This is a genomic window from Bradyrhizobium sp. MI1.10 (assembly GCF_055811035.1).
Window position 1 is genome coordinate 12,208 of sequence record NZ_JBVVPN010000019.1, and the last position, 19,781, is coordinate 31,988.

A 19,781-nucleotide genomic window follows, 5' to 3' on the forward strand; every position below is an offset into this window, starting at 1 on the left:
GGCGTAAGTTTGTTATCGGGTGCGGGTGCGGGTGCGGGTGCCCGGTGCGTAGGAGCCGTCCTCGGTTCCCCACAGATTGTAGTGGCTGCCGCAGAGCCCCGGCGAACTGTAACGTTCAGCCCAGACGCGGTGGTCCGACCCCAAGGACCCTTCGATGATTGGGTCTTTTCTTATTCCGCTTGTTCGATCGCTCTTGCGTCGAGGCTCCAAGAGCCAGCAATCGCGTCTTCGTGAGCTCCGCAGTAGGGCGCGAAAAGCACTGTCAGAAATACTCGTGTTCCTCAGCATGCTGTAACTGGCGCTCGGGCAACCGGTTCGCCGGCAAGAGGGCCGGGCCGGTCAGCTGGCGGCCGGAAGGCTGACGCTCGAATCATCGCTCAAAGGCGCGATGGTTTCTAGCGTCATGTAACGGGCGCGCTGGACGGCCCATTGTCGTTCTGTTCGAGCAGGACCGCTCCAATGAGGCGAACCATGGCCTCCTCGTTGGGGAACATGCCGACCATATGTCCAAACCGGTTCACAGCCTTGCTGCACCACATCGAGAAAGACGCTCTGCTTCGGGCGTTTCGACGACAAAAGCCCGCAGGCCGGCGCGGAGGTCGATGCGATAAGGGAGGCAAAGTACGAAGAGGGGCTCACGGACCTATCCGCGATCTCTGCGCACGGGTCCACACTGTCCCTACCGGCTACAGCCGGTGCGGCGCGTCTACATCCCCAAGCCGACGGGGGTAGGCGGCCTCTCGGTGTGCCGGCCGCTAGAGGACAAGATCGTCCAAAGCGCGGTGGCCGAGGTGTTGAGCGCCGCCTATGAGCCCGAATTCCTCGGGTTCTCCTACGGCCTCCGGCCGGGGCGGGATCCTCAGATGGAGCTTGATGCCCTGGATCCGGCTATCATGACATATCCAGTGTCTTCGATTCGGTCGACCACGAGTGGCTGCTGCGGATGGTGGCGCACAGGATTGCCGATCCTCGTATCCTGCAGCTCATCGAGATGCGGCTGCGAGCTAGCGTTCGTGAGAGCGGCGAGAAGCAGGACACACGCCGCAAAGGGCAGGATCAGTCCGCTCCTTTCCAACATCTTCCTGCATTACCTCCTCGATCGCTGGGTCGACCACTGGAGCGGTCGCCATGCACGCGGTCGCGTTGTGACCGTGCGCTTTGCGCACGACTTCGTCATCGGCTTCGAGAGCAAGGCAGATGCCCAGGAAATGCTCTTGGCCCTCAAGGCGCGACTGGCCGGCGCTCCATGCGGACAAAACCCGGTTGATCGAGTTGGGCGCGGTTCGCGGCCGTCCCGCGTCAGCCGCGCAGCGAGCGGTGGCCGAGACCTTCGCCTTCCTGGGGTTCACTTACTTTGCGGGCGGACCCAAGATGGCCGGTTCATCGTGAAGCACAAGACCGAAGGGAAACGCCTGTGCTCTCGAGCAACATCACAAGTCTCGCGCGGCTCATGCGGGCGTCGCTCGTCGACAAACGTTGGTATAGGTTATGCAACCCGTTCTATATCCCCGGCTTACCTCTGTAGAGTTGAGCTGCCCGTCGGCTTGTCTGTAGTTTCAGCGTCGAAGCTGGATCGTCCGAAGGGTGGGGCGGCGCGAAATCCTAAGCTGAGTTGATAAGTGTGCTGCAAGGCATTGCTGCCATTGAGGCGTGGGACGAGGTTAAATGGAAATACGTCAGCCCACTTCCGCGTTGGAGGTCCATCAGCACATTGTGTGCTCCCTCCAGAAGCAGGACCCAGTGATCTTGGACATCGGCTGCTACGACGGAGCTGACTCTTTACATTGTCTGCGGCTTTGCCCAGAGGCTCAGCTCTACTGGTTCGAGCCGGACCCCCCGGGGCGGTTGCTAGCTTAAGAGAAACATGGGGCTCTACCCTGAGAAGGTCCCCTAGCCACAGTCGCCGCGTTGATGACTGTTGCTGTAGCCTGGCTTACTGGCGAATTTCCGTCAGTCTCTTGAATGCGAGCATCGCGATGGCATTTACCGAGCTCTTCATCAAACGTCCGATATTGTCTATCGTCGTCAGTCTCCTGATCCTGCTGACCGGCATTGGTGCGGCCACCGTTTTGCCAATCCGGCAGTATCCTAAGCTGACCAACACGGTCGTCAATATCACAACCTCTTATCCTGGCGCCTCCGCCGACATGATCCAGGGGTTCATCACCACGCCCCTTGAGCAAGCGCTCGCTTCGGCCGAAGGCGTTGATTACATTACGTCCTCCTCGGTGCTCGGTGCCTCGACGATCCAGGTCTATATCAAGCTCAATTTCGAGCCCAACGAGGCGCTCACTGAAGTGCTCTCCAAGGTCAACTCGGTCAAATATTTAATCCCTAAGGAATCGAACGATCCGGTCGTCACCAAATCTGCCGGTCAGACCACAGCTGTCATGTATATCGCCTTCTCCAGCGAAGAACTGACGGCCAGCGCGATCTCCGACTATCTCTCGCGCGTGGTGCAACCGATTATGTCAACTGTAGACGGCGTCGCAGCGGCAGACATCCTCGGCGGCCAGAGTTTTGCGATGCGGTTATGGCTCGATCCCGCGAGAATGGCGGGCCACGGCGTGTCGCCAGCTGATGTTTCGGCTGCAATCGCGGCCAACAACTTCCAGGCTGCGGCCGGCCAGACTAAGGGCTATTTCACTCTCGCCGACGTCACGGTCAACACTGATCTGCGGAGTGTTGATGACTTCAAGCGCATGATCGTCAAAGCCAACGACGGCGGCTTTGTGCGCATGGAGGACATCGCGACAGTCGAGCTTGCGGCGCAGAGCACAAACGCCAGCGTCGCGATGAACGGCGAACACGCGATCTTCGTCGCCGTGCAGGCGAGCCCAGAAGGTAATCCACTGAACATAGCGCGAGGCGTTCGGGCACTGCTTCCAGAAATGAAGCGCAGCCTGCCGCCATCGCTGAAGATGGAAGTGGCCTACGACTCCACCAAGTTCATCCAATCATCGATAGACGAGGTGGAGAAGACGCTCCTTGAGGCGGTCGCGATCGTGGTGTTGGTGATCTTCCTGTTCCTGGCCTCCCTGCGGTCTGTCATCATTCCGGTCGTCACCATTCCGCTGTCCATTATTGGCGTCTGCAGTATGATGCTGGCGCTGGGGTTCTCATTCAATCTGCTGACCCTCCTTGCGATGGTGCTTGCGATCGGTCTTGTGGTTGATGACGCAATTATCGTGGTGGAGAACGTTCATCGCCATATGGAAGAAGGTGCGTCGCCCGCGCAGGCCGCTACGAATGGCGCGGGCGAGATCGTCGGCCCCGTCCTCTCCATGACGATTACGTTGGCCGCCGTGTACGCGCCCATCGGCTTTCTCGGCGGCCTCACCGGCGCGCTGTTCCGCGAATTCGCGTTTACACTGGCGGGTTCGGTGATCGTGTCGGGCGTGATCGCGTTGACGCTGTCGCCCATGATGTGCGCGGTCTTCCTGAAGAGCGCTGAAGAGGGGCGGTTTGCAAAGTTTGTGAATCGTGTGTTCAGCGCCATGACGCGCTGGTACGGCCGCAAGCTCGACCGCTCGCTCGACTATCGCCCGATTACCGGGCTGTTTGCGCTGACCATGCTGGGCCTCGTCGCCTTTCTGTATATGCACACTTCCAAGGAACTCGCACCCGAGGAGGATCAGGGCATCGTATTCGCACTGACAAAAGCGCCGAAATACGCCAATATTGATTACCTGGATTATTACGGCGCCAAGCTCGACAAGGCACTCCAGAAGTTTCCCGAGACGGATTTTCGCTTCGTGCTCAACGGCATCAGCGGTCCGCAGGGCGGCATGGCCGGGATGTTGCTTAAGCCCTGGGCCGAGCGCAAGCGCTCATCGATCGCGCTGAAATCGCTGGTCCAGGCCGAGCTGTCCAAACTGGAAGGCATCAACGCATTTGCCTTTAGCTTGCCGCCGCTTCCGGGCGGTTCGGGCGGCTTACCAGTGCAGATGGTGATCAAGTCGACGCTCGGTTTCCAGTACATCTACGAGCAGATGTCGGAGCTGAAGGATGCCGCGCGCAAGAGCGGTCTGTTCATGGTCAGCGACTCTGACCTTGAGTTCAACCAGCCGGGGGTGCGAATCAAGGTCGATCGATCCAAGGCGAGCGACCTTGGCATCACCATGCAGAACGTCGGTAGCGCGCTCGCGACCCTCCTTGGCGGAAACTACGTCAATCGCTTCAACCTGCAGGGCCGCTCCTACGAAGTGATCCCGCAGGTGCCGCGCGAGAAACGCCTGACGCCGGAATCACTTGGGAGCTATTATGTCAAGACAGCGGCGGGCTCGATGCTGCCGCTATCGACCGTGGTCTCCATCGAGACTGCGACCAATCCGAACGCACTCACCCACTACAACCAGCTCAACTCCGCGACCTTCCAAGCCGTACCGATGCCCGGCGTCACGATCGGTCAGGCTGTGGACTTCCTCGACGTCGAGGCAATGAAACTGCCCCCAGAGTTCAGCCACGACTTCCTCGGGGACGCCCGTCAATATGTGCAGGAGGGTAACAAACTAGTCATCACCTTTGCGTTTGCACTCATCGTCATTTTCTTGGTGCTCGCGGCGCAGTTCGAAAGTCTGCGCGATCCCCTCATCATCATGTTCAGCGTTCCCATGGCAATCGCCGGCGCCTTAATCCCGCTATTCTTTGGCTTGGCGACGATGAACATCTACACCCAAATCGGACTGTTGACATTGGCTGGGCTGATATCCAAGCACGGTATTCTGATGGTCCAGTTCGCCAATCAGCTGCAGCTCAAGGAGAGACTCGATTCCCGCTCGGCCATCGAGATGGCGGCGCGCGTCCGCCTCCGCCCAATCTTGATGACCACCGCGGCGATGGTCACGGGCCTCTTACCTTTGTTGACCGCAACGGGTGCTGGCGCCGCGAGCCGCTTCTCGATCGGGCTCGTGGTCGTCGCGGGCATGTCCATCGGCACGCTGTTCACGCTTTTCGTGCTGCCGGCGCTCTATGTCGCGATCGCGTCGGATCACCGCGCCGACGCGAGTTCCGATCACGTCCAGAACGCCGCCGAGCTCGCCTTCATCGGAGCATCCGATGCCCACCTGGCCAAGCGATGATCCTAACGATCAACTCGGGTTGCTCGATCGCGCCGCTAGCGTAGCGGCGCTGCTCGCCGACCGCGGTAACTTGATCGCACTGGGTGCCTGCAGTTCATGGCGGCGGACAGGAAGGATGATCCGCGGCTGCTGCGCTTCGTCTCGATCTACTGCTTGCCCGAGGTGAAGGACTACATCGCGACCAAATACCGCCGCTTCCGTGGCGGTGGCCTGCTCGGTCAGGTAACAACAGCATCCGCCTGTCGGAGCAGAAACGGATCCGCGACGCGCTCTTCGCCGAACACATGACCCCCCCCCAAGCTTCGCACCACCGGCTTGAAGCTCCGGACGCGCAAGGGACCGTGAAACCCTCCCAGGCATCCGTCGCTCACCACATCTGCACAACGCAGCGTCCGGGATGGCGGGTCGTCTCGCCGGTACAATCAGCATCGAATTCGCTCCTGAGGACGAGTCCCTCAGATCGTTCCGCGGTTAGCACAACGCGGGATTCCGAATCGTTTGGCCGGAAGCTTTTCGAATGCGGTCACGTGATGGGTGTCCTCATAGCCAAACCGGGCGCTCCGGTCGGATCCAAGGGCTCTTCTGTGAGCGCGGAAATCTAGCCGCGGGCGTGGCGGATGAAGAGCCGAATCGCAGATCGAGCAAGTCCGCTTCTGAGCCGAAGAACGACAGGCGCGCCGCATCGACACAGTCCCAAATGAGCGCTGAATTCAGCGATCGGGCCCGTCATATTCCGCCCAACTATCCGTCGTCTCGTACACCCTCACGCTCGAGAGTTGGGCGAGGCGCGGTTTCGCGTACTCCCAGATCCAGATGGCGATATTTTCCGCCGTCGGATTTTCCAGTCCCGGGACGTCGTTCAGGCAATGGTGATCGAGCTTCTTTATAAGAAGGCCAAACGCTTCCTCCATGTTGAAGAAATCCATTACGAATCCGGTGTGCGGATCGACTGCCCCTTTCAGCACGACCTCGACGCGATAGGAATGACCATGCACCCGATGACAGCGATGTGTCTGCGGGACGTTTGGAAGTCGGTGCGCTGCCTCGAACTTAAATGCTTGGGATATCTTCATGTGATGCCGAGTGTTTGTGGGACGGCACGCTGAGCCGCCATTTCGGCTGAGCCAGGCAGTATGAGATAGCCCGCCGCTCGACGGCGTCAGGGCGGTCTTTCGATCGAAGCAGAAATTGTCCAAGCCACGTTCATCGAACCGGTCTGGCAGGCTGCCGGTTGCGGCCACACGAATTTTCAGTTCGTGTCCGCGAGTGACGGCCAGCGCGGCGCGATTTACTGACGCAAATCCAGTCACCACGCTGGCCGGGGCCGGCAGCCTGCCGTTCGTCTCGATCGCGCTGAGGAACCCGATATCGTGTACAGATTGCAGGACATCATCGAACCACCACAGTGGTTCTGAGCACGTTCATTGCTTGTGCCATGCCGATGATGGAGCGTCTACTACAAGATCCGGTAGATGCCAAAACCAACTTGAGGCTCTAGGGTCTGGCCGCGTTTCCCCGACGATCATCATCCCGAGAAGTGAACGCAACCCGGCACGGTGCTCAACCAAAGGGCGGAACGGCACAATATGACTAGCAGAACCTGGGGGCTACCCTCGAACACTTCAGTCAGTATTCGCTACAACTGACGGGAGGCGATGCCCAGGCAAAAATCAGCTTTGAAAACGTCAACCTATCCAGGCGATCACGGCCTGCCAGAGCAGATCTGGAGAGGATTGCGCTGAGTACGCCATCGTCGAATTTGGAAAAGTTCACTCGTCCGTGAATGGACCGAATACAGAATTCGCCCTCGACAGCAAGCGCAATGTGATGCCAAAGAAAAAACAGCACGTCGATCTATCGGACCAGAATCTCTTGAGTCTTATCCTGCGGCTCGCCATTCCGTCTGTTGTTGGATTATCGATCCATGCGCTGCAGCAGGTCGTCAATGCGATCTTTGTTGGCGCCCTAGGCGCGCAGGCGATCGCAGCTGTTAGCATGACCTTGCCGATCGTGGTCCTGCTCGCCGCAGCCGGACAGGGGATCGGTGTTGGAGCAGCGTCGTTCATATCTCGTCATCTGGGCGCTCGTGAGTACCTAGAAGCGAGTCGAGGCGCAAGCACGGCACTCGCGCTGGCCGCTCCGATCGGTATCATAGTCACCCTCACTCTGCTTCCAAATCTGCCAGGGATATTTGCAACGCTCGGAGCAACCCCAACCATCATGCCCGTGGCGCTCGACTACGCGGGAACGGTTTTGTTGGGGTACACCCCGATGCTACTAAATACCGTCAGCGGGTTCATTGTAAGAGCCGAAGGCTATACACGATTTAGCATGTGGGTGATGATGACCGCGTTTATCCTGAACGCTGTGCTTGATCCCGTCTTCATATTTTCACTTGACCTTGGCGTGCGAGGCGCAGCCCTCGCAACGCTGGTGTCTCAGATCTCTGCTGTCGGACTGTATATCGTGTATTTTACGAAGCTTGGCGGGACGGTTCTCGTCAGGATATCTCACATATCATTGCGAGCAGATCGCATCAGACAGCTCGCGTTGGTAGGCGCGCCGGCGACAATGACGAGTATCTTATCTGCTCTTGCCGTTATGCTCTTGTACGGAGCTGCTGCGCCGTTCGGCGACGATTCCATCGCCGCGGTTGGAATAGCTGTGCGTATCTTGATGGTCGGCGCACTGCCTATCACCGGGTTCTGTATTGGCGCTCAAGCTATCCTGGGTTTCGGTTGGGGCGCACGCGACTATGCTCATATATTGAGAGCTGCGAAGTTCATGCTCTTCGTGACGATCGCATTCTCGGTGCTGTATTCTGCGGCCGTTGTGATTTTTGCGAGGCCTTTGGTGAGCCTATTTAGCGATAACGAGTACGTCACCGAAATTGCCGTCTCGACCTGCATCGTGTTCCATCTCTTCTTTGGACTGTTTGGGGTGCAGAGTTTCGTGACGGCAATGCTTCAGTCATTTGGGAGAGCGCGCCTCAGTGCAATTGTGTCCTTGGCCAGGCAGGGGTATCTCTTCATACCGGCCGTACTGTTATTCCCGCTGGTAGCGGGTTTTAACGGACTGTTAGCCAGTCAAGCTCTCGCAGAGCTTGGCGCCGGAATAATCGCTCTCATCGTCATGTTCAACCAGTTCGGCGAGCTCAGACGAGCGCTCCGGCACGGTCCTCAAGAGCGATCGGGATAGCGGGTTGAGCTGAGAACGGATATGATCGAGGCACAGAGCATTGGGCGCTAGCCTCCTGGGAGGCTCGCCCTTAAAGCGTGATGGGACTAGCTTCGATAGCCTGAGTTTTTGAGGTAGTTGGCGCATTCTTCGGGTGTAAATGCATAAAGGAGTTCGCTGATGGCGGCGCAGACCGCATCGACGGTTCGTGCGGCTGCCTTGCGGAGCAGATGCTTGAGTTTGGCAAAGACTTGTTCGATGGGGTTCAGGTCGGGTGAGTATTTTGGCAGGAAGAAGAGCTTTGCTCCGGCGAAGCGGATGAGCTGGCGTACGGCTTTGCTTTCGTGGCTGCCGAGATTGTCCGGGACGACGATGTCGCCGGGCCGAAGGGTCGGCAGGAGAACCTTCTCCACATAGATCCGGAAGCTCACGCCATGATTGGTCCCTCGATGAACCATGGCGCATCGATCCGGTCATGGCGCAGGGCCGCCAGAAAGGTAATGGTTTTCCAACCCATCTGGCCCCGAGCAACGCTGCCGGTCTCATCGACCCGCTTCATCCAGCCGATCGCCGTGCTGATCGCCACTCCAAACTGCTTGGCGGCCCGATTGCGCGCCCTACCGGCCAAATTAAGGGCGTCAGCTCTTACGGCATTGATATCGGCCAAAGGCTGGAAGTCGAAACGGCCCAAGGCAGCGGCAATGTGGTCGGCCGTGAAGCGGGGGTGATCTCAATCGAGAACTGACTGTCACACCAGTAACATGCGGCGTTTCCGAATTGGTGAATGGAAATGCGAACCCCTTTGCGCTTTGCCACTCTATGGCAAGCAGCTAAATGCAATGACGCCAATACAAAAGGTGATGCTAACTTTTGCTACAAACCAGGTAAACACTGGCACGGTCATCGACAAGGCCTATAGCCAGAGCATCTTGATTGACCTTACCTTATACTCAAACCGAATGTCGCATACGACATAAACAACGGCTGGGAGTGGGGAAACTTCAGCTGGGCCCCAGTCGAGACGACGGATGAGATTCTGACGCGCGCAGCTGCCTCTCGGCATCGGATGGATTTCGCGTGCCTCAGTGCCGTCTTGAATACGGCAGCGAACGAACGAAAAAATGTTGGGCCCGTGTTCGAACCTGCGGGACTCGATCACGCCTCGTGAATGTATCATCAGGTGAATCAGGCCGTAACCAGCTATCGGAGAACTTGCACATCTTGATCGGGCTACCGGCCGAACAGGATGTGAAGATTGGCGGAGGCCAGGACGGTCCCACGCGAATGGTTAGAATACGTTATCGACAATTTCTTACGTGTTTGCTGATTTTGCCGATCACTGCCCCTGGCACTTCGGCCAGGCGCGTCCGTATAAGCACGACTTGAAGAGAGGCCGGAGCACTGACCCATGAACAAGCGGCCTCTCGATCGCGGCGCATCGTCTCATCCGCCGCATCGGGTTGAGACAGGGCGATGGCGAGTTGGCTGTGGTATGACCTTCGTAGGTTGATCCTCCGGTGTTGTGCATCGACTCGCGGCATGCTCGTGAGCCCTTCCCGTACAAGGGCAGGTGCAGAATCGCGGCTCATGCGCCATTCTCGCGATAACGGGTGCTCTCGTGCAGCATCTGCAAAACCGCGCTACGGTTCAGAAGTCCGCGGTCGATCGCGATTTCGACGAAGGGCCGCATTTGCTCAGCGGCTGCAAGGACAAGTGTCGATACCTGTTCATAACCCAGGCGCGGTACGAACACGGTCGCAAGAGCCGAAGATTGCATCAAGTTGCTGAGCGACCGTTCCCGATTTGCCCGGATCCCCGAGATGCAGTGGTCGGCAAATATTCTGGCCGATCGCGTCAAAAGCTCGATCGAATCGAACAGGCGCGAGGCGATGACTGGCTCGAAGTGATTGATTTCGAGTTGGCCGCTCAACGCAGAGAGAGATACTGCGGCGTCGTTGCCGACGATAGCGAACGCAACTTGCTGGATCATCATCGGCAGAACTGGATTGAGTTTACCTGGCATGATCGAAGAACCGGGCTGGAGAGCGGGCAACCGCAACTCGCCAAGCCCCGTATTTGGCCCAGAGGAAAGGATGATCAGGTCAGAGGCAATTTTCGCCAATACCTCTGCTGCGATGCGGATTTCCGACGACACGCGTGCGAAGGCGTCGGCGTTCTGCATGGCATCGAACATGTCGTCGCCTGGGCGTACCGCGGCGCCCAAGATCGCCGCAAGATGTCCATAGACGGCACGGCGATAGCCCGGCACTGCTCCGAGCCCGGTGCCAATCGCAGTGCCTCCGAGGGGAAGCACCATCAATTCCTGGCGCGCCACGGACAGCTTCAAGGAGAGCCGCTTGATCGCTGATGCGTAACCGCCGAACGCCTGACCGAGCGTCATCGGCTGGGCGGCCTGCATGCATGTGCGGCCGACGCGCAATACGTCAGCGAATACAATGGCCCGCTCCGAAAGAGCGGCCGCCACCTTTTCCAGCGCACCCACCAGATCGCCGGACTTTTCGTGCGCCGCCAACTTGAGCGCCGAGGGCAGCACATCGTTCGTCGACTGGCAAAGGTTCACGTGATCATTTGGGTGGATCACGTCGTACCGGCCGGGCTTTTCACCGACAATTTGCAGGGCCCGGTTCGCCAGAACCTCATTCATGTTCATGTTGATCGATGTGCCGCCGGAGCCTTCGAGCAAATCGATGATAAACTGCCGATCGTGTTTACCAGCAATGACCTCGTCCGCAGCCGCGATTAGTGCTCCTGCTACTTTGGCGTCGAGGGCTCCGAGCTCACGGTTCGCCGCCGCGGCAGCGCGCTTGATGCGCGCTAGTGCCCGAAGAAGTGCCGGCTGATCACCGAGCTTCTGGAGTGAGATGTCGAAATTCTCGCTCCCACGCAGGGAGGCCAAGCCGTACAGGGCGCGCAGCGGCAGCTCGCGCGTTCCTAGACTGTCTATTTCGGTGCGAGTCGCTGACATCTCTGATCCCGGGTTCGGACGCTACGCAAACAACTCTCTCCGAAGACGGGCGAGAGTTAAAGCTGAGATCGGAGATGTTATGGAGGCTAATAAGTATGATTAATTAGGGATATACTGTTCGTCGAGCGTCCGGGTGGAGCCGCCCGCAACGCACCGGCAGGCGGCGTCCTCGTGAGCGAGCGGATCCAACACGATGCTGCCGACGGAACGAGCCATCCAGGGAATTTGAGCAGCGATCTGGGGCAAGGTCCAGTTCCGCAGGAGCACACGAATATCATCCGCTATTCGCGCAGCCAACGTGTCTAATCCGCCTTGCTTAGTCACCAACGCGATCGTGCGCGAGAGGCCGGTCGCCGGCAATGGCATGACTTCGAGCGCCGGTCGATGGACGGCAGCCTGCAATATGCACAGGGGTGTTGTAATCGCCACGCCCATGCCATTGGCGACCATCGAGAGCAGCGAGTCCGACGTGTCGAACGACATCGTCTGCGGATGCTCTATCCTTAGACGCCGGAGATGACGTTCAATTTGCGTTCCCATGTGCGAACGCGCAGTGTAGCGGATAAGTCGGTGCTCGAGGAGTAGGTCGTCCAGTGGACGATCGCGAAGAGTATCCGCCCAGGCAATCGGTGCTACCAGGAGGAATGGCTCGCGCAATAGGGGTAATGGGGTAACTTCGTCAACGCCCTCCATTGGATCCGATGTGACAGCTGCATCGATCTCGTTGCGCATCAATGCCTCGGCGTGCGCGGGTACCAGCCCCGAATACACGCTCACGCGAAGCGCGATTGAACCCGCCATGAGGCTGCGGACCAACAGTGGTCCAACTGTGGACGCGAACGTGTCGATCATCCCGAGCCGAAGGTCCTCGCGTTCGGGACGCGCTGCGGCGGCCCGCATTTCCTCGACAGCTCGTCCGACGCGCAGGGTTATCTCGCGCATGTGGGTGAGCAGAGCTTGCCCCGCCTCCGTGGGCCCAAGAGGACGACGATCGCGACGGACGAGGGACGCGCCAATATGCGCCTCCGCGCGCTTCATCGCTTGTGAAACGGCCGATTGAGTGATGCCAAGTCTGAGGCCGGCCGCGCTCATGCTGCCCTCTTCGATGACGACAGCCGCGACTTCCAGTACACGCAAATCAGGCAAGCTAAACATAGGAAGCTTACGCTAATGGATTTTTATCGGGTGTGCCACTAGTCCGATTTTGCAGTTGCGGCGAGTCAATCTGCTCAACAGGTTGGCGCACCGGAAACTCACGCTGACCGCGGAAACAGCCGCTCCAAAGCCGCAGCGGTGGAACTGTTCGATGAGACTTCATTTACCCACATTTCCAACCGCTCCAATTTCGGCGCAGAGTTCGATCCGGTGTGTCTGGAGAGTCCGCGCCAGATGACAACATTCCGAGCGCATTGTGGCAGGTCGCTTCACTCGTTTCGGGATGGCCGTCGCATTGGATCATCGGCCGTTGGTCGGACGTGTCTAGCGCGTAAACTTGATCTAGAGGCCGCGCCGATCTTGCGTCTCGTCTTAAGGCACCATCATGCGCGTTCATTGACAGTAAGCCCAGTTCTAGACCATGGCTTTGAGATCCCAGTGGGTCTAAGGACGCAATTGATCAAAGTCGCTGCTTGGAATGCCATTGTGATGCTGGTGAGCGCTCAATCAGGAAGGCACGCAAATAGGTCATCAGCTTGCTCATTTCGCGCAGGAAGGCGATGATGGCTCAGCTGCTCGGCAGCGCCTCAGAAGAGCCAGCAAAGAGCGCCTTCGGTTGAGCGCGATAGGACCGATCATCGAGAAGCGCGTCACACGCCAGCGTGAGGACGCTCACGGGATGAAGAAGGCGAGCTTGCCCGTCTGTCGGGTAGCGCCAATTATGATGCTAGAATGCCGGGTAATCTCAGGACAGAGACATTGTTGTGTGGAAAGAATGCAAAAGTGTTCCGCAGTGCGGTAGACCGCTCGACTGAATGCTCCTCGCAATGCCGCAACGGCGCAATCGCCCGAAATGTTCGCGTACATCGCCAGAAACCTCGATGCCGAGTTCCTCAACGAGTTCTCGGGCAAGGCCTGGCGTGGTGTTTCACCCCCTTCGACCGGTCCGCTTGGCTGCACGAACATTTTGGTCCAACGCTCGCGTACCAGCGGAAGGTTTCGTGCGACATTCGTGGTAGGGCACGCGGCGATCCGCGCGGTGCGCACGGCTGCGGCGTTATCCATCAAGCAACGCCCCCTTTTTTAGATCACCCTCTGGGGCTGCTTGCGGGAGAACTATCAGCAGAGGGATGATGACGACCATACCAGCTGCCAGCATCACTCCTGATGGGCCGGCTACAGTCAACATCTGGGCGCCAAGGACGGCTCCGAAGCCGATGGCCGAATTGATGACCGCCGAGTGCATCGCGGCAGCAGTCATCACTGTCGAACCGGCGGCGCGCAGGATCCAGGTCTGGAGTCCCGCGAACAGCGCCGCGACGGCAGCGCCCCAGATGACCAGCAAGACAAGGACCCGGCCTGTCCCCAAGTGGGGACCAAACCATCCAAGGCCAACGAGCGCCAGACACAGAGCAAGCAGCCCCGCAGTGATGATGGGCTTCATGAAGCGGTCGATGAGGACGCCCGCCAGGATGTTCCCCAGGAATCCTGCTCCGCCAAAGCCGAACAACAGCGCGCCGATCATGACTTGGGCAACGTTTGGAATCTCGCTGAGGAATGGTTCTATAAATGTGTACGCCCCGAAATGCGCCGCCGCCATGAATGTCGTTACGGCATAGATCCCCAACAGGTCATGCCTGCGGCAGACTGATCCAAGCTCTCTCCATCCCGCTGGCGTCCCGGCCTGCATTTTCGGAAGAACTGCCACCATCAGGGCTGAGGTGATCAGTCCGATGGCGCCAATTAATCTGAACGCTGCACGCCATCCGCTCACCTGACCGACGAAGTTCGCGAGCGGCACGCCAACAACGGTCGCCATCGAGATCCCGCCGAATACGATTGCCATCGCAACACCCATACTGCGGGACGGCGCAATCTTAGACGCAACCGCAGCCGCCATGGCCCAATAGAAACCGTGAACGACAGCGCCCACCGTGCGTGCCAGCAACAACCCTTCGAAAGTGTGAGACATCGTCGCCGCAAACGTTGTTGCGGAAAGGATAAGAGTCAAGGCGATGAGTAGCGGCTTGCGAGGAAACTTCTGAAGCAGAACGGGTGACAACAGACCGCTGGCAGCACCGATCCAGGCATAGAGGGCCACCGTGAGCCCGACCGCTGCCTGATCTCGTCCGAGGTCGCGAGCAATCTGAGACAACAGCCCGATAGGTGCTATCTCTGCCAAGACGATGTGAAACGAGGCGATGCCTAGCACGATGACGGCGAGCCAGATGCGGAGCGAAGATTCTGTGCCGTCACTCGTCATTATTAAACATCACTGTACGAAGGATCCGCCCGTTTGATTTGTCGATGATCAGCCGCTGCTTGTACGCATTTTTCATCCATGGACGTGGCGCCGCATGGCACGGGCGTCTCTCCGGATGTTAATCGACCTGCATCGGTGGTATCCGATCGTTACGGTTGCATGGGTCGTTCTCTCCATCAACTGCGAGAGTTGATAGTTGACACACGACAAACGGCACTCGGTGTCCTCGACTGGCGTCCTGAGTGGGACTGTCGTTCCGGCCGGCGTCGTGAAAGAGGGCCTGACCTTACTCGAAGAGCTGCGTCGCTCGCCACCAGGCGCTGCGCTTCGCCAACCCCGCCAAACGAACGGTGCAATAGCATCGTGATGCCTTTCGTGCGTTCGGACGGCCTGCAGATTGCCGAGCTGCCAACACCGAGGAGGAGGTCTCACTCACGATGTCCCGGCACGGCTTCGGCAGCTTTAGCAGGGCGCTCGCGGATCATGATCTCCGGGGAGCCGCGATTGCCTCGCCTGCGTACGCGCGCGCTGGGTGTCAATCGGCCCTTTAATTGCGGTTTGTTGTCAAAACTTACATTTCTGAACTCGCCCACGGCACGGTGGTAGTGCTCGCGCCGTCGGAGCTGGTCCGGATTGCGGAGACGGCGCGGGCCGGCTGATACGTGCATTAGATCGCCGGGGCTGGTTGAGGTCTTCGCTGGATCATGGTCCTTTCCAAGTCGCGCAGCGCCTCATGATGATGTCGGGGTCGGGCGCCTCAACGTTTGCAGCGGAGTGCGGACGAGCCGCCACCGCCTGATTGACCGAGGCCGCCACAACACCGTCCCAGCGAGACATCGCCAGTCCGGCAGACCGGACCAGGAACTCTACAAGATCGGATCAGGCTTCCTTCCTCTGGCCCCAGTCGAACGATGTGCCGTAGACCCAGATACAGTGAAGAAGGATGGCGAGTTTGCGCGCGATGGCGACCTTTGCCTTTCGCATGCCAATCCGCTTAGCGAGCTTCATGCCCCAAGCCCTAAGAGAGGACCATTTCTTCGTTCGATGAAGCAGGACGATCGCCGCCTCGTACAGGTAGGTTGGGAGAAGACGGTCGCCCCATCGTGATATCTTGCCCAGTTTCGCCAGAGTGGTTGCGTCGAGGCGTAAGACCCAGATAGGCGCCGACGCTTGATGCCGATCGGAAGCGCGATGTTTCAAGGTGCCGTCGCATGCGCTGGTTCATTAGGAGGACGGATCGAGCTTTAGCATTGATGCTAGCAGCCGCTCCGGCTTTGAATCCTCAAGTGGGCTTCAACGCGCGATGCCAACGGGCCGTATGTTGGTCCGTGCGAAGCCCTAATGATGGACGGAAGCGTTCCGCGGTTACATAAATTAGACTACGAGGGGCGCGGATCGGTGGTGGACGCCCGAAATGTCCCGGCTCAGCAAAATCCCCTTGGAATTCCGATAGGTGAGTTCGGCATTGCCTTCGTGCATCTCAAAATTCGATTTTCAGTTCTAGCCGGTTCGCTGCGCCAAGAGGATTGCCAACCTCCACGACGAGAGGCTCTAGGGCGGAGAGCGATCCCATAATGGCGTGGCGACTGGACGAGCACTCAACCAAAGATGGCCCCGCCCAATTAAGGTAAATTCAATCCAGCCCTGCCCCGACACTTATTGATGTGAAGGTAAACGATCATCGCCGCTGCGTATCATTTCTCGGCGAGATCATCCAGCACTTGAAGGGCGACTACGCGGTTGCAGCTTCAGCGTACGAGCCAGGCGTGTGGCTGAGCAAAGAACGCGGCGACCGCATGCACAACCGCGGCCGCAGGTGCGGCGTCGTGCTCCCCGAGATCCCCGAAGGCTCCTGATGGAGGGCGTTGAGGAGCCTGCCCACAATCTACGAATTGCCTGCTTGTGAGCCCTCGAGGCTGGCGACCTTGACCGGATCCAACGTCCGGCGAAGGGAGCTCGCGCAGCAATAGCCTGATATCGTAGCCCTCTCGAACGCGCGAGAGTCCTTGCTTAGGTTTCCCATCCCTTCGTTGGTCCACACTGTTGAACTCGCGCCGCAGCACGGTATCGGGTTTGATCAGCACCGGCGCCACCACCTCCGGTCCAGGATGATCGGCGAGGATGACCTTCCGACCAATAAGCCGCTCGCGAGCGCCTTCAAATCGCGCTATGACGAGCGGGCGGACTGACTGTTACCCGTCTACCAAACGGGACAAAGAGGCGATGCGCTAGCGAGCATCGCTAGCTACGTTCTTTTGTATTCGGACCCGCGAAACGTCGAAAATTGGCGAGAAATGAAACGACCCCAGTGCTTAAAGAGGCTGGGGTCGTTCCGAGGTAAGCGCCAGACTTGGGCGGGGGGCTGAGGCCAGACGCCTACGACATGAAATCAGACACGCAGATTTTCCGCACTGCTTTTACCGCGCCTCGGGTCGACTTTAAGCTCGTAAGAGACTGCCTGCCCTTCCCGCAGGTCAGAGAGGCCAGCGCGCTCCAGGGCGCTTATGTGTACAAAAACATCTTGGCCGCCCCCATCCGGCTGAATGAAGCCGAAACCCTTCGTCGCGTTAAACCATTTCACAACACCCCTCGCCACTCCCATCTCCCATTTGAGCAATACTGTAGAGTAGTTCTGGTCGGACCATTCGGGCGGCGCCGATTCGCCCATTGACGCACAATCTCCGCTGCTTCGGCGTCAGCGTAGTCGCTTGAGGAGTTCGAGCATGGCGAGCCTGGGCGATCATGCTTTCATGCCAGAGACCAGGCACAGCCGACGGGTTTGACCCAGGTCGCATCGTTCTGATCTTCCATCCTGTTGCGTCACTTGGGTGACGAAGGTTACGTTGGTGGGTTCTCCTAGCAGGGAAGCCGCGAATTTCATCGGCCCAGATGGCTCATCGGCCACTATTTTGCGGACAAGCAGCGGCCTCGCAACTACCAAAAGGGGTAGCTGGACGAGCGTACCGCACCAAATTAGCATGCTCCCATGGCTGTTCGGAGAACATGGAAGATGAACTGGAAGAAGGAACTGGAGGCCCTGGTTCAAGAATCCGCGGCACTCGTAGAGCGCGCACGGAGCGTAGCGCCTATTCCAAAGCTGGTAGCACCCATCGCGCCAATCGCAAAAGCTTCCCCGCCCGATTCTCCCCGGCGGCTGAGCTGGGACACCTCCGAGCGAGAGCACATCAGCAAACGAGTTGCGAATTTCAGAGCGCATCAAGAGCGCGTGCGCCGCGAGCGCGACGAATATTTTTCCCGCACGATGCAACGGACACGAGATCTCGCGAGAGGCCACGGCTCCGACGAACAGATGTAGGCGGTCGGACAGTCGCGCAACTTTGCTAACAATCCGCCAAATCGCGCCAGAAGAGTCGACTGCGGCCGACCACCGGCTGGGAACGGCGAGTAGCCGTGAGAGTCGTACGAGTCTCCAAAAGACGCCCGTCACAGCCCATCTGAGGATTGCCGCGCGCTGAGGATTGCCGCGTCGTGTCCTCACGCCATAGGTTGCTTTCGTACTGGATGCGCTGGGGGCAACCACGCGATCGTTGTAGTGGCGCCGCCGACGCCCACACGAATCTGGCGCATGGATTTTGCACCGCCGAGGAAGGCGTGGGTGTTGACCCTACCCCTCGGGCTTAATCCGTTTGACGTTCGTTCTGGCCGAAGACGAGGACCAGAGCATGCAGCACGTTCGAGATCGGAAGGCCCGATCTGCTGGCTCGGCGCGTGAGGCAGAGACACGAGATGTGCGCGTCGGGGAAGAGTTGAGATCAGACGCGCTTCACTGGAGATCGCGATAGGCATTTTGCTGCATCGGACCGTTGTTGTCGCGGAGTGTGAAAGCACGGAGTCGACATCGTCCGCGATGATCGAGACGCTGGGAGCGAAATGACGAATGATGATCGTCGTGCACGGCATGACTTGGCTCACGATGTGTCGCATCGGAACGGTGATGTTCGAGGGCTGGAGCATCTGAAGCTGTGTCGAAAGCGCTCAATGATGCGCATGACGCCACCACAATCGGGCCAGGCAGGAACTTCGGCCCAGGTTTGAGCTTCCAAATCCACAGGCGGCGGCTCGCTGTCGTTTGGGGCTGTCTCATGATCGAGAAGTTCGCGGCAAAAGGCGAGCTTGGCAGCGCGATGGCGGTTGGGCCATGAAGCCGAAGTGGCGGATGCGATGGAAACCGTCGGGCAGCGTATGAAGCAGGAAGCGGCGAATGAACTCGTCGGGCTTGAGCTTCATGATCGTTGTCGCGCCGTCCTGGCGGTAATCCTTCCATGTGAAGGCAACATGATCGTTGTCGGGTGCGACGAGCCGGCTGTTGGCGATCGCGACGCGATGGGTATAGCGGCCGAGATAGGCCAGCACCTGTGCGGGTCCGCCGAAGGGCCGCTTGGCGCAAGCGACCCAGTTGACGCGCTGCATGGCTTTGATGCGACCAGCGAAAGCGTCGAGTTCGGCAAGAGAAGCAAGATCGCCGAAGAAGCGCAAGGCGCCGGCGTTGAAGACCCCGATCAGGCGTTTGAGAAAAAGCCAGCGAAAGAGCCGGGACAGCGGTTTGACGGCCAGGAAGAAGTTCGGTCGGCTGGCGATCCAGGGTGTTCCATCAGGTGACGGGCCGCCGCCCGGCACGACACAGTGAATGTGGGGATGATGCGTTAGCGCTTGTCCACAGGTGTGCAGGACCGCGACGCCGCCGATCTCCGCGCCGAGCCGGCGCGGATTGGCAGCAAGCGTCGGTCATCGCCTCGGCGGCGGCCTTAAACAGGATGGCATAGACGACCGCCTTGTTTTGGAAAGCAATCGCGGCGATCGGTGCAGGAAGCGTAAAGACGACGTGGAAGTAGGGAACCGGCAGCAGGTCGGCTTCTCGCGCGGCACGGCACGCGGCTCGGGCTGGCCCCTGACACTTCGGACAATGCCGATTCCGGCAGGAATTATAGGCGATCCGCGTCATGCCGCAGTCATTGCGGGCCTCGACGTGGCCGCCGAGCGCCTCGGTTCGGCACCCAACAATGGCGCTCACCACCCGCCGCTCGACGCGACCGTGATGACCGGCATGGTCACGACGATAGGCGTCGCCATGCCGGCGCAAGATATCGGCAATGTCGAT

10 protein-coding genes and 4 pseudogenes are annotated in these 19,781 nt (G+C 59.0%); 5 read left to right on the forward strand and 9 right to left on the reverse strand.

What is annotated here, in order from left to right; translation table 11 throughout:
- Positions 1-339: 339 nt before the first annotated feature.
- A pseudogene (locus AC0L3K_RS20555) lies at positions 340-500 on the reverse strand (IS256 family transposase); the annotation flags it as partial.
- 1,476 nt (positions 501-1,976) lie between these two features.
- On the opposite strand from AC0L3K_RS20555, the gene AC0L3K_RS20560 reads away from it, so the two are divergent.
- The gene (locus AC0L3K_RS20560; protein ID WP_473366784.1) at positions 1,977-5,081 is read left to right on the forward strand and encodes an efflux RND transporter permease subunit; all 3,105 of its coding nucleotides are present in this window, start codon (positions 1,977-1,979) and stop codon (positions 5,079-5,081) included.
- A gap of 96 nt (positions 5,082-5,177) precedes the next feature.
- A complete protein-coding gene (locus AC0L3K_RS20565; protein ID WP_473366785.1) occupies positions 5,178-5,369 on the forward strand; it encodes a hypothetical protein in 192 nt (63 codons plus the stop codon).
- 422 nt (positions 5,370-5,791) lie between these two features.
- Here AC0L3K_RS20565 and queD read toward each other — a convergent pair whose 3' ends face one another.
- Positions 5,792-6,154, reverse strand: coding sequence for a 6-carboxytetrahydropterin synthase QueD (queD, locus tag AC0L3K_RS20570; RefSeq protein WP_473366845.1), 363 nt, complete (start codon positions 6,152-6,154; stop codon positions 5,792-5,794).
- Positions 6,155-6,860: 706 nt separating this feature from the next.
- Between queD and AC0L3K_RS20575 the strand changes: the two genes are divergently transcribed.
- Positions 6,861-8,279 (forward strand): MATE family efflux transporter, encoded by a 1,419-nt coding sequence (locus AC0L3K_RS20575; RefSeq protein ID WP_157234121.1) that lies wholly within the window; start codon positions 6,861-6,863, stop codon positions 8,277-8,279.
- 86 nt (positions 8,280-8,365) lie between these two features.
- Here AC0L3K_RS20575 and AC0L3K_RS20580 read toward each other — a convergent pair.
- Positions 8,366-8,769, reverse strand: a pseudogene (locus AC0L3K_RS20580) (transposase); the annotation flags it as partial.
- Between AC0L3K_RS20580 and AC0L3K_RS20585 the strand changes: the two are divergent.
- A complete protein-coding gene (locus AC0L3K_RS20585; protein WP_157233980.1) occupies positions 8,734-9,003 on the forward strand; it encodes a hypothetical protein in 270 nt (89 codons plus the stop codon). The pseudogene AC0L3K_RS20580 and the gene AC0L3K_RS20585 overlap by 36 nt on opposite strands.
- 840 nt (positions 9,004-9,843) lie before the next feature.
- Here the strand turns inward: AC0L3K_RS20585 and AC0L3K_RS20590 are convergent.
- The 5 genes and pseudogenes from AC0L3K_RS20590 to AC0L3K_RS20610 form a co-directional block, all read right to left on the reverse strand.
- Positions 9,844-11,244, reverse strand: a complete 1,401-nt coding sequence (locus tag AC0L3K_RS20590; protein WP_473366786.1) for an aspartate ammonia-lyase — start codon at positions 11,242-11,244, stop codon at positions 9,844-9,846.
- Positions 11,245-11,343: 99 nt separating this feature from the next.
- Complete coding sequence (locus tag AC0L3K_RS20595; RefSeq protein WP_473366787.1) at positions 11,344-12,399, reverse strand: LysR family transcriptional regulator; 1,056 nt, start codon at positions 12,397-12,399, stop codon at positions 11,344-11,346.
- 1,057 nt (positions 12,400-13,456) lie between these two features.
- Positions 13,457-14,662, reverse strand: a complete 1,206-nt coding sequence (locus AC0L3K_RS20600) for an MFS transporter (protein ID WP_259217615.1) — start codon at positions 14,660-14,662, stop codon at positions 13,457-13,459.
- Positions 14,663-15,541: 879 nt separating this feature from the next.
- Positions 15,542-15,851, reverse strand: a pseudogene (locus AC0L3K_RS20605) (transposase); the annotation flags it as partial.
- 1,200 nt (positions 15,852-17,051) lie between these two features.
- Positions 17,052-17,258, reverse strand: a complete 207-nt coding sequence (locus tag AC0L3K_RS20610; protein WP_219682983.1) for a cold-shock protein — start codon at positions 17,256-17,258, stop codon at positions 17,052-17,054.
- A 414-nt stretch (positions 17,259-17,672) separates the two neighbouring features.
- Between AC0L3K_RS20610 and AC0L3K_RS20615 the strand changes: the two genes are divergently transcribed.
- A complete protein-coding gene (locus tag AC0L3K_RS20615) occupies positions 17,673-17,978 on the forward strand; it encodes a hypothetical protein (RefSeq protein ID WP_473366788.1) in 306 nt (101 codons plus the stop codon).
- A 613-nt stretch (positions 17,979-18,591) separates the two neighbouring features.
- Here the strand turns inward: AC0L3K_RS20615 and AC0L3K_RS20620 are convergent.
- Positions 18,592-19,781, reverse strand: a pseudogene (locus AC0L3K_RS20620) (IS91 family transposase).

What these genes read in the sequence shown, in the direction of transcription:
- AC0L3K_RS20560 (WP_473366784.1), top strand. Translation starts at nt 1,977, where the DNA reads ATGGCATTTACCGAGCTCTTCATCAAACGTCCGATATTGTCTATCGTC.
- AC0L3K_RS20565 (WP_473366785.1), top strand. Translation starts at nt 5,178, where the DNA reads ATGGCGGCGGACAGGAAGGATGATCCGCGGCTGCTGCGCTTCGTCTCG.
- queD (WP_473366845.1), bottom strand. Translation starts at nt 6,154, where the DNA reads ATGAAGATATCCCAAGCATTTAAGTTCGAGGCAGCGCACCGACTTCCA.
- AC0L3K_RS20585 (WP_157233980.1), top strand. Translation starts at nt 8,734, where the DNA reads ATGGCGCAGGGCCGCCAGAAAGGTAATGGTTTTCCAACCCATCTGGCC.
- AC0L3K_RS20590 (WP_473366786.1), bottom strand. Translation starts at nt 11,244, where the DNA reads ATGTCAGCGACTCGCACCGAAATAGACAGTCTAGGAACGCGCGAGCTG.
- AC0L3K_RS20595 (WP_473366787.1), bottom strand. Translation starts at nt 12,399, where the DNA reads ATGTTTAGCTTGCCTGATTTGCGTGTACTGGAAGTCGCGGCTGTCGTC.
- AC0L3K_RS20600 (WP_259217615.1), bottom strand. Translation starts at nt 14,662, where the DNA reads ATGACGAGTGACGGCACAGAATCTTCGCTCCGCATCTGGCTCGCCGTC.
- AC0L3K_RS20615 (WP_473366788.1), top strand. Translation starts at nt 17,673, where the DNA reads ATGAACTGGAAGAAGGAACTGGAGGCCCTGGTTCAAGAATCCGCGGCA.